The sequence below is a fragment of the Lysobacter sp. 22409 genome (assembly GCF_052045105.1).
GTDB lineage: Bacteria > Pseudomonadota > Gammaproteobacteria > Xanthomonadales > Xanthomonadaceae > Lysobacter > Lysobacter antibioticus_B.
This window is the reverse complement of sequence record NZ_JBQEOE010000028.1, coordinates 48,221-61,436: the sequence shown is the minus strand read 5'-3', so window position 1 is coordinate 61,436 and position 13,216 is coordinate 48,221. Positions and strand designations below refer to the sequence as shown.

The 13,216-nt window shown below is 66.7% G+C and carries 14 protein-coding genes; 10 read left to right on the top strand and 4 right to left on the bottom strand.

Annotated elements, in window-relative coordinates:
• From ACTJJK_RS14905 to ACTJJK_RS14890, 4 genes are all read left to right on the top strand, one after another.
• Complete coding sequence (locus ACTJJK_RS14905) at window positions 1-1,260, top strand: cytochrome b (RefSeq protein ID WP_031370411.1); 1,260 nt, start codon at window positions 1-3, stop codon at window positions 1,258-1,260.
• A gap of 37 nt (window positions 1,261-1,297) precedes the next feature.
• Window positions 1,298-2,041 (top strand): cytochrome c1, encoded by a 744-nt coding sequence (locus tag ACTJJK_RS14900; RefSeq protein WP_036147863.1) that lies wholly within the window; start codon window positions 1,298-1,300, stop codon window positions 2,039-2,041.
• Between the two features lie 174 nt (window positions 2,042-2,215).
• Entirely contained in the window at window positions 2,216-2,851 is a 636-nt protein-coding gene (locus tag ACTJJK_RS14895; protein WP_031370409.1) for a glutathione S-transferase N-terminal domain-containing protein, read from the top strand.
• A gap of 117 nt (window positions 2,852-2,968) precedes the next feature.
• Window positions 2,969-3,460, top strand: a complete 492-nt coding sequence (locus ACTJJK_RS14890) for a ClpXP protease specificity-enhancing factor (RefSeq protein WP_057917353.1) — start codon at window positions 2,969-2,971, stop codon at window positions 3,458-3,460.
• 284 nt (window positions 3,461-3,744) lie between these two features.
• Here the strand turns inward: ACTJJK_RS14890 and ACTJJK_RS14885 are convergent, their stop codons facing one another.
• The 3 genes from ACTJJK_RS14885 to ACTJJK_RS14875 are packed head-to-tail and all read right to left on the bottom strand — an operon-like array spanning window position 3,745 to window position 5,253.
• The gene (locus ACTJJK_RS14885) at window positions 3,745-4,068 is read right to left on the bottom strand and encodes a DUF3301 domain-containing protein (RefSeq protein ID WP_031370407.1); all 324 of its coding nucleotides are present in this window, start codon (window positions 4,066-4,068) and stop codon (window positions 3,745-3,747) included.
• A gap of 40 nt (window positions 4,069-4,108) precedes the next feature.
• A complete protein-coding gene (gene nadC / locus ACTJJK_RS14880; RefSeq protein WP_223621229.1) occupies window positions 4,109-4,987 on the bottom strand; it encodes a carboxylating nicotinate-nucleotide diphosphorylase in 879 nt (292 codons plus the stop codon).
• The gene (locus tag ACTJJK_RS14875) at window positions 4,984-5,253 is read right to left on the bottom strand and encodes a Trm112 family protein (RefSeq protein ID WP_223621228.1); all 270 of its coding nucleotides are present in this window, start codon (window positions 5,251-5,253) and stop codon (window positions 4,984-4,986) included. The genes nadC and ACTJJK_RS14875 overlap by 4 nt, the downstream gene beginning before the upstream one ends.
• Window positions 5,254-5,317: 64 nt before the next feature.
• On the opposite strand from ACTJJK_RS14875, the gene purE reads away from it, so the two are divergent.
• Window positions 5,318-5,836 (top strand): 5-(carboxyamino)imidazole ribonucleotide mutase, encoded by a 519-nt coding sequence (gene purE, locus ACTJJK_RS14870; RefSeq protein WP_031370404.1) that lies wholly within the window; start codon window positions 5,318-5,320, stop codon window positions 5,834-5,836.
• Window positions 5,833-6,972, top strand: a complete 1,140-nt coding sequence (locus tag ACTJJK_RS14865; protein ID WP_031370403.1) for a 5-(carboxyamino)imidazole ribonucleotide synthase — start codon at window positions 5,833-5,835, stop codon at window positions 6,970-6,972. The genes purE and ACTJJK_RS14865 overlap by 4 nt, the downstream gene beginning before the upstream one ends.
• Window positions 6,973-7,097: 125 nt before the next feature.
• On the opposite strand, the gene ACTJJK_RS14860 is transcribed toward ACTJJK_RS14865, so the two are convergent.
• Window positions 7,098-7,676 (bottom strand): superoxide dismutase, encoded by a 579-nt coding sequence (locus tag ACTJJK_RS14860; RefSeq protein ID WP_031370402.1) that lies wholly within the window; start codon window positions 7,674-7,676, stop codon window positions 7,098-7,100.
• 191 nt (window positions 7,677-7,867) lie between these two features.
• On the opposite strand from ACTJJK_RS14860, the gene grxD reads away from it, so the two are divergent.
• The 4 genes from grxD to ACTJJK_RS14840 all read left to right on the top strand — a co-directional run bounded on the left by grxD (window position 7,868) and on the right by ACTJJK_RS14840 (window position 13,136).
• Window positions 7,868-8,188 carry a Grx4 family monothiol glutaredoxin gene (gene grxD, locus ACTJJK_RS14855; protein ID WP_031370401.1) on the top strand — a complete coding sequence of 107 codons (321 nt, stop codon included), beginning with the start codon at window positions 7,868-7,870 and terminating at the stop codon, window positions 8,186-8,188.
• On the top strand, window positions 8,185-8,934 hold the full coding sequence (locus tag ACTJJK_RS14850; protein ID WP_031370400.1) for an SDR family NAD(P)-dependent oxidoreductase: 750 nt from the start codon (window positions 8,185-8,187) through the stop codon (window positions 8,932-8,934). The genes grxD and ACTJJK_RS14850 overlap by 4 nt, the downstream gene beginning before the upstream one ends.
• A 13-nt stretch (window positions 8,935-8,947) precedes the next feature.
• Window positions 8,948-9,544, top strand: coding sequence for a YhgN family NAAT transporter (locus tag ACTJJK_RS14845; protein WP_031370399.1), 597 nt, complete (start codon window positions 8,948-8,950; stop codon window positions 9,542-9,544).
• Window positions 9,545-9,905: 361 nt separating this feature from the next.
• The gene (locus ACTJJK_RS14840) at window positions 9,906-13,136 is read left to right on the top strand and encodes a TonB-dependent receptor (RefSeq protein ID WP_031370398.1); all 3,231 of its coding nucleotides are present in this window, start codon (window positions 9,906-9,908) and stop codon (window positions 13,134-13,136) included.
• Window positions 13,137-13,216: the final 80 nt, after the last annotated feature.

The window sequence follows — 13,216 nt, the reverse complement described above, 5'->3', positions numbered from 1 at the left end:
ATGTCCAACGTCATTACCCGCACCGCCAACAACGTCTTCGATTGGGTCACCGCTCGCGCGCCCGGCATGATGCCGTTCTATCGCAAGCACATGACCGAGTACTACGCGCCGAAGAACTTCAACCTCTGGTACTACTTCGGTTCGCTCGCGCTGCTGGTGCTGGTCAACCAGATCGTCACCGGCATCTTCCTGACGATGCACTTCAAGCCGTCCGCGGCCGAAGCGTTCTCGTCGGTCGAATACATCATGCGCGACGTGGAGTGGGGCTGGCTGATCCGCTACATGCACAGCACCGGCGCCTCGCTGTTCTTCATCGTCGTCTACCTGCACATGTTCCGCGGCCTGCTGTACGGCTCGTACCAGAAGCCGCGCGAGCTGGTGTGGATCCTCGGCATGCTGATCTACCTGGTGCTGATGGCCGAAGCCTTCATGGGCTACGTGCTGCCGTGGGGCCAGATGTCGTTCTGGGGCGCCAAGGTCATCATCTCGCTGTTCGGCGCGATCCCGGTGATCGGCAACGGCCTGACCGAGTGGATCATGGGCGACTACCTGCCCGGCGACGCCACCCTCAACCGCTTCTTCGCGCTGCACGTGATCGCGCTGCCGCTGGTGCTGTTGCTGCTGGTCGTGCTGCACCTGGGCGCGCTGCACGAAGTGGGTTCCAACAACCCCGACGGCGTCGACATCAAGAAGGGCCCCAAGGGCAACCGCTGGGATGCCAGCAAGCCGCTCGACAGCATCCCGTTCCACCCGTACTACACGGTCAAGGATCTGGTGGGCGTCGGCTTCTTCCTGATCATCGCCGCGTTCATCATCTTCTTCGCCCCGGCGTTCGGCGGCTGGTTCCTCGAGCACGACAACTTCAGCGAAGCCAATCGACTGGTGACGCCGGAGCACATCAAGCCGGTCTGGTACTACACCCCGTACTACGCCATGTTGCGGGTGATCCCGCACAAGCTTTCGGGCGTGCTGGTGATGTTCGGCGCGATCGCGGTGCTGTTCCTGGTGCCGTGGCTGGACCGCAGCAAGGTCAAGTCGGTGCGCTTCCGCGGCTGGATGAGCAAGCTCGCGCTTGCGGTGCTGGCGGTCTGCTTCCTGTGGCTCGGCAAGATCGGCGCCGGCCCGGGTACCGACCCGGTCGAGACCATCATCGGCCGCGTGCTGACCTTCCTGTATTTCGCCTTCTTCATCACCATGCCGCTGTGGACCAAGCTCGACAAGACCAAGCCGGTGCCGGAACGGGTGAAGATGCATGACTAACCTGAGCTCGATTGATCACAGCCGGCCCTTCCATAAGATGCGTATCGTGAAGAAGCTCGCCACCTTTGCCGCCGGCCTGCTCGTGTCGGCGACCGCCTTCGCCTCCGGCGGCGGCGACCTGATGCAGTCGGGTACCGACCTCAACGACCGCGCGTCGTTGCAGCGCGGCGCCCAGCTGTACATGAACTACTGCTCGGGCTGTCATTCGCTGAAGTACCTGCGCTACTCGCGCATCGCCGAGGACCTGGGCCTGACCGAAGCGGAGGTCATGAACAACCTCAACTTCACCGGCGCCAAGTTCGGCGAGCAGATCCAGGTCAACATGACCGCCGAACACGCCAACCAGTGGTTCGGCAAGATGCCGCCGGACCTCAGCGTGATCTCGCGCGTGCGCGGCAGCGACTGGATCTACACCTATCTCAACTCGTTCTACCTCGACGAGAGCCGTCCGCTGGGCTGGAACAACAAGTTGTTCCCGAACGCCTCGATGCCGAACCCGCTGTGGGAACTGCAGGGTCTGCAGCATGCGGAGTACGGCGAACTCGACAAGGCCACCGGCGAGCGTCCGGTGCACGCCCTCAAGATCGCGCAGCCCGGCAAGCTCGACGCCGAAGGCTTCAAGACGGCGGCGCGCGATATCACCACATTCCTCGAGTACGCCGGCGAACCGGCCGCGCTCAAGCGCCAGAGTCTGGGCGTTTGGGTGATCCTGTTCCTGGCGTTGTTCACGTTGATCGCGTATCTGTTGAAGACCGAGTACTGGCGCGACGTGGAACATTGATCCGATCCCCGCAGGGAGGCCCGCGCCGCTAAGGCGCGGGCTAGCGCACGACGACGGCAGGAGCCGGCGTCGCCGCGCATGGGGTAGGGGGCAGGCTCGAGGCCGTGACGACTTTCCACAGCGGGTGGAGGGCGTCTTGCGACCGGCGGATTCCGGTCGCTGGAGAGGTCGATGATGGCGGCGAGCCCCCGTATGCGTAATGCCCTGACTCTGTTTTCGTCCACCGACTGCGTGCTGTGCCATCGGGTCCGGCTGGTGCTGGCGGCGAAAGGCGTCACCTACGACCTGATACCGGTCGATCCGCAGAATCCGCCCGAAGACCTCGTCGACCTCAACCCGTATCACTCCGTCCCGACCCTGGTCGAGCGCGACCTGGTCCTGTACGCGGCCAGCGTGGTCAGCGAATACCTCGACGAGCGCTATCCGCACCCGCCGCTGATGCCGGTCGACCCGCTGTCGCGGGCGCGCCTGCGCCTGGCGATGCTGCGCCTGGAACACGACTGGGTGCCGCAGGTCCAGGCCATCCAGATGGGCAACAAGGCCCAGGCCGAAGCCGCGCGTAAGCGCCTCAAGGAACTGCTGACCGCCTCGGTGCCGCTGTTCAAGGCCAGCAAGTTCTTCCTGAACCCCGAAATGAGCCTGGCCGATTGCGCCATGGCGCCGATCATCTGGCGCCTGCCCTCGCTCGACGTGCCCATGCCGAAGGACGGCAAGGCGATCGAGGACTACGGCAACCGCATCTTCCGCAACCCCGGTTTCACCCGCAGCCTGACCGACCAGGAACGCAAGCTGCGCGACATGCCGACCTGAGCTGGGGCCGGGCGGCCGGGCCGCGTCGGCGCGGCCGCACCGGGGACGCGACGGACGGGGCCGTAATCGCACGGGACGGCCTCGTCGTTCACGTCGTCATGACGCTAAAATGTGCGTATGACCGAAAGCAGTGCTCCGATGACCAGCCACCGCCCCTACCTGTTGCGGGCGCTGTACGAGTGGATCGCCGATAACGGCATGACCCCGCATCTGCTCGTCGACGCCACGCGTCCGTCGGTGCAGGTGCCGGCGCATGCGGTCAAGGACGGCAAGATCGTCCTCAACGTCGCCGCCCGCGCGGTCTCGCATCTGGAAATGGGCAACGACCTGATCCGCTTCAGCGCGCGCTTCGGCGGCGTCAGCCATCCGGTATCGGTGCCGGTCGGTGCGGTGCTGGCGATCTATGCGCGCGAAACCGGGCAGGGCATGGCCTTGCCGGAAGACGTGGGCATGGAAGAGTCGGCGCTCGACGAAGGCCATGACGAGATCGACTCGGCGCCGCCGATGTTGAGTTCGGTGCCGAACGACCCGGCGCCGGAGGGCGACGACGATGGCGGCCCGCAGACGCCAAGCCCGCGTCGCGGCGGACATCTGCGCATCGTCAAGTAAGCGCTGGTCGGCGTTGTTTCGCCTGCGCTAGCCGCGCCGGATCTTGGCGGCGCGATTTTGGCGGCGCGGCCGCGGCTTGCGCCGTTCTTGATCAGGCCTGCGTAACCCTTTGTAGGAGCGGCGTGAGCCGCGACCGCGAAGCTTCGCCTTGCGGTGCTACGTCCTGGTCTGCATCGCGACGGGAGCATCGGTTTGTTGGATGGGTACGCCGGCTATCGCATCGGCGCGGTCGCGGCTTGCGCCGCTCCTACCCTTGAAGCCAAGCCGCCCCTGGGCCACGTCGCTCAATGCAACTGCGTCGGCGCCCGCGTCACCGGGCCGCTGAAGGCGATCAGCCGTTCGCCGCGCAGGATCAGGCGGCCGACGTGGCGATCTTCGCCGTCGATCGAATAGTCGAAGCGGAAGGTGCGCTCGAACCCGAGCCAGCCGCTCTCGTGGCGGATCAGCTTCAGGCCGATCGCGTGCACGCTCTGGTCCAGCCACTGCACGCCGGCCTTGAGGCAGGCGTCGCGCCCGACCGTCTCGGCGCGTTCGGCGGCGGCGCGGCCGGCGCTCCAGAACGAGAACGCGGCGGCGCCGAAGATCATCAACAAGATCAAGGTAGGCATGACAGGGTTCTGGCGACGGTCGGGCGCAAAGCCAAGGGGGTCAACCCGGCGGCGGCCCGAGTTTCAACGAAAGATCGATGGCGCGCACATGTTTGGTCAGCGCACCGATGGAAATGCAGTCGACGCCGTCCTCGGCGATCGCGCGCAGGCCGGCCAGGTCGACGCCGCCGGAGACTTCCAGCGGGATGCGTCCATCGAACGGAGCGGCGCGGGCGATGCGCACGGCTTCGCGCCGGGTCGGCGCGTCGAAGTCGTCGATCAGGATGCGGTCGCAGCCGGCGCCGAGCGCTTCGCGCAATTGCTCCAGCGATTCGACTTCGACGATCAGCGGCAGTTGCGGATGCTTGGCGCGGGCGCCTGCGATCGCGGCGCTGATCGAGCCGGCCGCGCGGACGTGGTTTTCCTTGAGCATGACCGTGTCGTACAGGCCGATACGGTGGTTGACCCCGCCGCCGACACGCACCGCGTACTTCTGCGCCAGGCGCAGCCCGGGCAGAGTCTTGCGGGTGTCGAGGATGCGCGTGCCGGTGCCGCGCACCGCCTCGACGTAGCTCGCGGTGACCGTGGCCGTGCCCGACAGGGTCTGCATGAAATTGAGCGAGGCGCGTTCGGCGCTGACCAGGGCGCGGGCGCGGCCGTGCAGCAGGGCGAGCACGGTGCCTTTGCTCACGCGCTCGCCTTCGGCCACGCGCCAGTCGATGCGCACGTCCGGGTCGAGGGCGCGATGGCAGGCCTCGAACCAGGGGCGGCCGCAGACGACGGCGTCTTCCTTGCACAGCAGATAGGCACTGTCGGCGATGTCGGGTAGCAGGTCGGCGGTGACGTCGCCGCTGCCGAGGTCCTCGGCCAGCGCGTCGGCGACATCGGCCTCGATCTCGGCGGCCGGCGGAGGGCTGAGGTCGCGGGCGGGCGCGTTCATGCGGCCGGGAAGCCTTCGACCTGGGCCGTGGCGAGGGCGTTTTCGGCGTCGAGCAGCGGAATGCCGTCGTCGACGATGTAGACGATCTTGCGGTCGCGGGTCACCAGGGCCTCGCGCAGGGGCTCGGACTGGGCGTCGCCGCTGCCGCGGACGATGCCGCCGGCGCCGATGGCAGCGTTCAGGGCCTGCAGGCCGCGGCTCTCGAGGGGGAACAGGGGTTGGCGCGTGGAGGGGCAGACGAGCAGGTCGAGCAGTTTGCGATCCATACGGTGCGGTGCCGATACGACGGGACAGGGCGTTAGAATACGTCTTTGCGCCAAGGCACGCCCCATGTCTCCAGCTTCCGCAACGCCCGTCACCCCTCCTGCGCTCGTCGGCATCGTCATGGGCTCGCGCTCTGACTGGGAAACGATGCAGCACGCTGCCGCCAAGCTGGAAGCGCTCGGCGTTCCGCACGAGGTCCGGGTGGTCTCGGCGCACCGCACGCCCGACGTGCTGTTCGAGTACGCCGACACGGCGGCGGCGCGCGGTCTGCGCGCGATCATCGCCGGCGCCGGCGGCGCGGCGCATCTGCCGGGCATGCTGGCGGCCAAGACCGCGGTGCCGGTGCTCGGCGTGCCGGTGCAGTCCAAGGCCCTCAACGGCATGGATTCGCTGCTCTCGATCGTGCAGATGCCGGCCGGCATTCCGGTGGCGACCTTCGCCATCGGCAACGCCGGCGCCGCCAATGCGGCCCTGTTCGCCGCGGCGCTGCTGTCGGCGGAATACCCGGCGATCGGTGCGGCGCTGACCGCGTTCCGCACCCGTCAGACCGACGAGGTGCTCGCCAACGACGATCCGCGCCAATGACCACCGTCGGCATTCTCGGAGGCGGGCAGCTGGCCCGCATGCTCGCGCTTTCCGGCGCGCCCCTGGGGCTGCGTTTCCTGGTGCTCGACAGCGCCGCCGATGCCTGCGCGGGCCAGTTCGCGCCGATGGTGGTCGGCGATTACACCGACCAGGCCGCGCTCGACGAATTCGCCTCGAAGATCGACGTGGCCACGTTCGATTTCGAGAACGTGCCGGCCGAGTCCGCGCATTGGCTGGCCGAGCGCCGGCCGGTGTTTCCGAGCCCGCGCGCGCTGGCCGTGGCCCAGGACCGCCTGGCCGAAAAGACCCTGTTTCGCGAACTCGATATCCCGGTGCCGGATTTCGCCGCGATCGATACCCGCGCCGCGCTCGACGAGGCGATCGCGACCATCGGCACGCCGTGCATCCTCAAGACCCGGCGCCTGGGTTACGACGGCAAGGGCCAGTTCCGGATCAAGACGCCGGCCGATGCCGACGCCGCCTGGGCCGCGCTCGGCCCGCAGGCCGACAAGGTCGGCCTGATCCTCGAAGGTTTCGTGCGTTTCGAGCGCGAGTTGTCGGTGGTCGCGGTGCGCGGCCGCGACGGCGAGTTCCGCGCCTGGCCGATCACCGAAAACTGGCATGTCGACGGCGTGCTGTCGGCCAGCCTGGCGCCGGCGCGCACCGACGAGGCGCTCGCTGCGACCGCGATTTCGTATGCGCGCAAGCTCGCCGAGGCGCTGGATTACGTCGGTGTGTTCGCGCTCGAGTTGTTCTGCCGCGACGGCGTGCTGCTGGCCAACGAACTGGCGCCGCGCGTGCACAACTCCGGGCACTGGACCATCGAAGGCAGCGAGACCTCGCAGTTCCAGAACCATCTGCGTGCCGTGCTCGGTCTGCCCTTGGGCGATACGCGCATGCTCGGCGTGGCCTGCATGCTCAACTGGATCGGCGCCATGCCCGATGCCGGGCCGGTGCTGAGCGAGGCCGGCGGGCATTGGCACGATTACGGCAAGTCTTCGCGCGAGGGCCGCAAGGTCGGCCACGCGACGCTGCGCGCCGACAGCGCCGGCGAACTCGCCCTGGCCCTGCAGCGGGTCGGCGAGCGTTTGCAGCGACAGGACCAGGTCGCGCCGGTGATCGAGCGACTGGGGTGATCCCCTTGGCTTGCGCTGGTCCGGCCTGAGCGGGCCAACGAAAATGGCCGGGTTTCCCCGGCCGACGGGTCAATGAAAAACGGCCGGGTTTCCCCGGCCGTTTGGTATTGCGATGAGGCTTGCGCTTACTTCAGGTTGGAAGCGACGAAGTCCCAGTTGACCAGGTTCCAGAACGCCTCGACGTACTTCGGACGGGCGTTGCGGTAGTCGATGTAGTAGGCGTGTTCCCAGACGTCGCAGGTCAGCAGGGCGGTGTCATCGCCGGTCAGCGGGGTCGCCGCGTTGGGCGTGCTGACCAGGGCGAGCGAGCCGTCCGGACGCTGCACCAGCCAGCCCCAGCCCGAGCCGAAGGTACCGACGGCGGTCTTGGTGAACTCTTCCTTGAACTTGGCGAAGTCGCCGAAGGCCTTGTTGATCAGCTCGGCCAGCTTGCCGGTCGGCTCGCCGCCACCCTTGGGCGACAGGCAGTTCCAGTAGAAGGTGTGGTTCCAGATCTGCGCGGCGTTGTTGAACATGCCGCCCTGCGACTTCTTGATGATCTCTTCCAGCGACAGCGCGGCGAACTCGGTGCCCTCGATCATCTTGTTGAGATTGTCGACGTAGGCCTTGTGGTGCTTGCCGTAGTGGAAGTCGATGGTCTCGGCGGAGATGGTGGGCTCGAGCGCGGTGCGGTCGTAGGGCAGGGCGGGCAATTCGATGGCCATTGGCGGGCTCCTTGCAGAATTCGGGGGGCTGGCTAGCAGGGACGCCGCCGGCGGCAGTCCGTTCCGGGCATGAAACCATTCCCGGACGGACGCGTCGGCGGCGCCATGTAGGCTTACAATTCATATTCTATCCCCACGTTTCGTTGCTGAACCGTCAAAGTCGGCAACAAACCATCGCAGGAGCAGTACCCATGTCCGTTATGGAACGGATCCAGGCCGAAGTCGAAGCCCACCCGATCGTGTTGTTCATGAAGGGCACCGCGCAGTTCCCGATGTGCGGTTTTTCCAGCCGTGCCGTGCAGGCGCTCAAGGCTGCCGGCGCGACCACGCTGCATACGGTCAATGTGCTGGAAGACCCGGAAGTGCGCGCGAATCTGCCGCGTTACTCGAACTGGCCGACCTTCCCGCAGCTCTTCATCCACGGCGAGCTGATCGGCGGTTGCGACATCACCATGGAGCTGTACGAGTCCGGCGAGCTGGCGCGCATGATCAGCGAGACCCAGGCGCAGTGAGTTCGACGGCAGCCACGACGGCGACGACGCAGCAGGCCCTGGCCGGCCGTGTCGTCCTGGTGACCGGGGCGGCCGGCGGACTCGGCGCGGCCGCGGCCGCCGCCTGCGCGAGCGCCGGCGCGACCCTGGTCCTGCTCGGGCGCAAGCTGCCGAAGTTGAACCGGGTCTACGACGCGGTCGCCCAACTCGGCCCGGAGCCGCTGCTGTATCCGCTCGACCTGGAAGGCGCGCAGCCTGACGACTACGCCGAAATGGCCGCGCGCATCGAAAGCGAGCTCGGCCGCCTCGACGGGGTGCTGCATTGCGCCGCCGATTTCCCCGGCCTGACGCCGCTGGCGCAGACCGACCCGGCCGCGTTCGCGCGCGCCGTGCACGTCAATCTCACCGCGCCGTGGTGGCTGTCGCAGGCCTGCTTGCCGCTGATGGCCAAGTCGGCCGATGCGGCGCTGGTGTTCGCGCTCGACGACCCGCAGCGCGTCGGCCAGGCTTATTGGGGCGGCTACGGCGCGGCCCAGCACGGCCTGGCGGCACTGGTCGGCATGTTGCACGCCGAACTGGTCAATTCGAGCATCCGCGTAGCCGGCCTGCGTCCCGGACCGATGCGCACCGGCCTGCGTTCGCGCGCCTATGTCGAAGACAGCGACCGCAGTGCCCGCGATCCCGCGGCCTATGCCTCGGCCTGCGTGACCTTGCTGGCGCCCGAAGGCGCCGTGCATCGCGGCCAGGTCTGGGCGCCGACCCCATGACGGCCAACCGCCCATGACGATTGCCTCGGCCGCGCTGCTGCTGTTCATCATTCTCGACCCGCTCGGGAACATCCCGGTGTTCCTGAGCCTGCTGCGCGGCCTGCCGCCCAAGCGCCAGCGGATCGTGCTTGCGCGCGAGCTGCTGATCGCGCTCGGCGTGCTGATGCTGTTCCTGTGGGGCGGCAAGTACGCCCTGGACCTGATGCACCTGCGCCAGGAGTCGGTCTCGATCGCCGGCGGCATCGTCCTGTTCCTGATCGGCATCCGCATGATCTTCCCGCCGCCGGAAGGGCTGATGGGCGAGCTGCCCGACGGCGAGCCCTTCATCGTGCCGATGGCGATCCCGTTGGTGGCCGGCCCCTCGGGCATGGCCGCGGTCATGTTGATGGGCAGCAACGACCCCTCGCGCCTGACCGACTGGAGCCTGGCCCTGCTGATCGCCTGGGGCGCGACCGCGGCGATCCTGTTCTCGGCCACCTTGTTGTACAAGCTGCTCGGCCGCCGCGCCCTGATCGCGATCGAGCGACTGATGGGCATGCTGCTGGTCGCGATCTCGGTGCAGATGGTCCTCGACGGCCTGGGCACCTACCTGCAGATCTCGCCGCCCTGAGGGGCTGGGAGTGAGTGGGGAGGAGTGAGCAGTGAGTGGCTCGGCTCCGTTTCAAGGCTGCCCCGGACCTCAGCAGGCTGAGCCCTGGGGCTACCGCCTTCTCCCTGGCTCTTCACTTCTCACTTCTCACTCCTGCTTTGCCGGACGTGCCCGTTCAGCTTTGACTGCGGTCACCGTGTGACAAGCCATGAACGGCGTCACGTCTCTGTCACACCTCCCCCCTAGCCTGTTAAACTGCTGTTAACCCAGCGGCCACGCGCCGTCCGGGTAGGGGCTAGCCAATCCAACTTAGAGCACGGCAGCGGCGCAGAGCCGCGCCTGCCCAACTCCGCCACGCATTCCACATCCCGAGGTCACCGTAATGACTCATCCGAACCGCGTCCGGTTGTCCAAGCTCACGCTTGGCCTGCTTGCCGTTCTCGCCACTGCGCCGGTCTTCGCGCAGAGCACTTCCGCAGGCCTCGCCGGCCGCGTCCTCGGCGCCGACGGCCAGCCGGTCGCGGGTGCCGAAGTCACCATCACCCACTCCGAGTCGGGCACGGTCAGCCGCGCCACGACCGGCGCCGACGGCCGCTACAACGCGCGCGGTCTGCGCGTCGGCGGTCCGTACACGGTCGTCATCAACAAGGAAGGCTCCGGCACCGCCAGCCAGGACGGCGTGTTCCTGAACCTGGACAAGGTCAACGAAGTCGACGTCGCACTGAACAACCAGGTCACCACCCTGGATGCCGTGCAGGCCGTCGCCGCCCTCGGTTCGGAAGTGTTCTCGTCCAACAAGATGGGCGCCGGCTCGATCCTCACCCGCGATCAGCTGGAGTCGATGCCGACCATCAACCGCAACCTGCAGGACTTCGTCCGCCTCGACCCGCGCGTCGTCGTCACCGACAAGTCGCGCAACGAGATCTCGGTCGGCGGCCAGAACCCGCGCTACAACGTGATCCGCGTCGACGGCATCAGCACCAACGACTCCTTCGGCCTTGGCGGCAACGGCCTGCCGACCCCGCGCCAGCCGTTCTCGATGGACGTGATCGACGAAGTGGCGGTCGACGTCGCCAACTACGACGTGACCATCTCCGGCGGCACCGGCGGCGTGATCAACGCCGTGACCAAGTCGGGCACCAACGAATTCCACGGTTCGATCTACGGCGTCTACCGCGACAACGACTGGTCGGGCAAGAACCAGAACGACGTGCGTCCGCAGTTGTTCGACAGCGAAAGCACCTTCGGCGCCACCTTCGGCGGCCCGCTGGTCAAGGACAAGCTGTTCTTCTTCGCCAACTACGAGAAGTACACCGGTAAGGAAGTATTCACCGGCAACTCCAGCTTCGGTCCTGCGGGCTCCGGCGCCAACAACATCGTCAACATCACCCAGGCGCAGATCGACGAGGTGATCTCGGCCTCGAAGAGCCTGTACGGCTTCGACCCGGGCAGCCTGGCACTGCCGGCGCTGGACACCGATACCGAAGAGTACGGCATCAAGTTCGACTGGAACATCAGCGACAAGCACCGCGCCAACTTCCGCTACGCCAAGAGCGAGCAGAGCACCGCCTTCCTGCAGGGCTTCGGCACCAACTCGTTGGCGCTGAACTCGTACCACTACGTCAACGACTTCGAGTTCAAGACCTACACCGCGCAGCTGTTCAGCGACTGGACCGACGTCTTCTCGACCGAAGCCAAGGTCTCGTACCGCGACTACTCGGCCGTGCGCAGCCCGCGCTTCGACCTGCCGGCCATCGCCATCCGTTTCGGCAGCAACACGCTGAACCTGGGTACCGAAGAGAACACCCACGTCAACGTCCTCGAGACCAAGACCTGGAACGGTTTCTTCGCCGGTAACCTGTTCCTCGGCGACCACACCGTCAAGTTCGGCGCCGACTACGAGTCGAACGAGGTCTACAACCTGTTCGGCCGTCGCGTGAACGGCGTCTACACCTTCAACAGCGTCGCCGATTACAAGGCCCGTCGTTCCAGCCGCTACCAGCTGTTCTACCCGCGCGGCGGCGACCTCGACAACATGGCCGCGACCTTCACTCAGAAGAACGTCGGCGTGTTCCTGCAGGACACCTGGGCGGTCAACGACAAGTTGAGCCTGACCTTCGGCCTGCGCTACGACCGCGCCATCGTCGACGACCGCCCGGTCTTCAACCCGGCGGCTTCGGCGTTGTTCGGCACCCGCAACGACAACAACATCGACGGCACCGACCTGATCGCGCCGCGCTTCGGCTTCAACTACACCTTCGACAGCGAGCGTCCGACCCAGCTGCGCGGCGGCATCGGCCTGTTCCGCGGCGGCACCCCGACCGTGTGGCTGGCCAACCCGTACTCGAACAACGGCGTGTCGTACACCGACTACGTGTTCACCAACGGCATCAACGATTTCAGCCCGAACCCGGACGCCCAGCTGGGCCTGGTCAACGCCGCCGGCGGCGCCGCCGGCGCGACCCAGTCGGTCGACTTCATCGAAAAGGACATGAGCCTGCCGTCGGTATGGAAGGCCAACCTGGCATTCGATACCGAACTGCCGTGGTACGGCATCGTCGCCGCCGCCGAAGCGGTGGTGACCTCGGTCAACGACGCGCTGTACTACCAGCAGCTCAACCTGGGCGGCGTCACCAAGGTCGGCCAGGACGGCCGCAACATCTATTGGGACGCGAACGGCCTGGCCGCGGCCAGCTGGAACGCCGACGGCACCGCCTGCCTGCGCGAAACCGGCCTGAACGGTTCGGCCTGCACCAACAGCCGCACCAATGCCCGCGCGCGGCGTGCGACGGCTTATAACGACGCGATCATCGCCCGCCAGACCGGCAAGGGCGAAAGCCAGCAGTTCACCCTGTCGTTGAACAAGCCGTTCAACAACAGCGACTGGAGCTGGAGCGTCGCCTACACCTACACGCATGCCGACGAAGTCAGCCCGCTGACCAGCTCGACCTCGAGCTCGCAGCTCGGCAACGTCGCCGTGTTCCAGGCCAACGAAGAAGTCAGCGCGCGTTCCAGCTACGAAGTCCGCGACCGCTTCACCGCTTCGCTGAACTGGAAGCACGCCTTCTTCGGCGACAACAACACCATCGTCTCGCTGTTCTACGAAGGCCGTTCGGGCCGTCCGTACAGCTATGCGTTCGACAACGACGCCAACGGCGACGGCCGCTTCAACGACCTGATGTACATCCCGAAGGGCCCGGGCGACGTCCTGTTCCGCAATGCCGCCGAAGAGGCAGCGTTCTGGCAGTTCTACAACAGCGACGAGTACCTGCGCAGCCACGGCGGCCAGGTCGCCCAGCGCAACGCAGTGCGCGGCAAGTGGGTCAACCAGTTCGACCTGCACATCGCCCAGGAATTCCCGGGCTTCTGGGAAGGCCACAAGGCCGAGCTCGCGCTCGACATCCTCAACGTCGGCAACCTGTTGAACAAGGACTGGGGACAGATCGAAGAGGTCGCGTTCCCGGGCATGCGCGGTATCGTCGATTACGGCGGTATCGACCCGGCGACCGGCAAGTACATCTACCGCTTCACCAAGCCCGATCCGGAACAGATCTACGACGAGAAGGGCATCTCGCGCTGGGCGGCTCAGCTGAGCTTCCACTACCGCTTCTGATTCTTGCGGTATCTGGCGACAACGCAAACGGCCGGGGGCGACCCCGGCCGTTTCCTTTTTGTGGGGCCGCAGCATTCGCG

Coding starts and splice junctions, on each gene's coding strand:
- ACTJJK_RS14895 (WP_031370409.1), top strand. CDS start 2,216: ATGGCGGCGAGCCCCCGTATGCGTAATGCCCTGACTCTGTTTTCGTCC.
- purE (WP_031370404.1), top strand. CDS start 5,318: ATGTCTCCAGCTTCCGCAACGCCCGTCACCCCTCCTGCGCTCGTCGGC.
- ACTJJK_RS14885 (WP_031370407.1), bottom strand. CDS start 4,068: ATGCCTACCTTGATCTTGTTGATGATCTTCGGCGCCGCCGCGTTCTCG.
- ACTJJK_RS14890 (WP_057917353.1), top strand. CDS start 2,969: ATGACCGAAAGCAGTGCTCCGATGACCAGCCACCGCCCCTACCTGTTG.
- ACTJJK_RS14840 (WP_031370398.1), top strand. CDS start 9,906: ATGACTCATCCGAACCGCGTCCGGTTGTCCAAGCTCACGCTTGGCCTG.
- ACTJJK_RS14845 (WP_031370399.1), top strand. CDS start 8,948: ATGACGATTGCCTCGGCCGCGCTGCTGCTGTTCATCATTCTCGACCCG.
- nadC (WP_223621229.1), bottom strand. CDS start 4,987: ATGAACGCGCCCGCCCGCGACCTCAGCCCTCCGCCGGCCGCCGAGATC.
- ACTJJK_RS14900 (WP_036147863.1), top strand. CDS start 1,298: ATGCGTATCGTGAAGAAGCTCGCCACCTTTGCCGCCGGCCTGCTCGTG.
- grxD (WP_031370401.1), top strand. CDS start 7,868: ATGTCCGTTATGGAACGGATCCAGGCCGAAGTCGAAGCCCACCCGATC.
- ACTJJK_RS14865 (WP_031370403.1), top strand. CDS start 5,833: ATGACCACCGTCGGCATTCTCGGAGGCGGGCAGCTGGCCCGCATGCTC.
- ACTJJK_RS14860 (WP_031370402.1), bottom strand. CDS start 7,676: ATGGCCATCGAATTGCCCGCCCTGCCCTACGACCGCACCGCGCTCGAG.
- ACTJJK_RS14875 (WP_223621228.1), bottom strand. CDS start 5,253: ATGGATCGCAAACTGCTCGACCTGCTCGTCTGCCCCTCCACGCGCCAA.
- ACTJJK_RS14905 (WP_031370411.1), top strand. CDS start 1: ATGTCCAACGTCATTACCCGCACCGCCAACAACGTCTTCGATTGGGTC.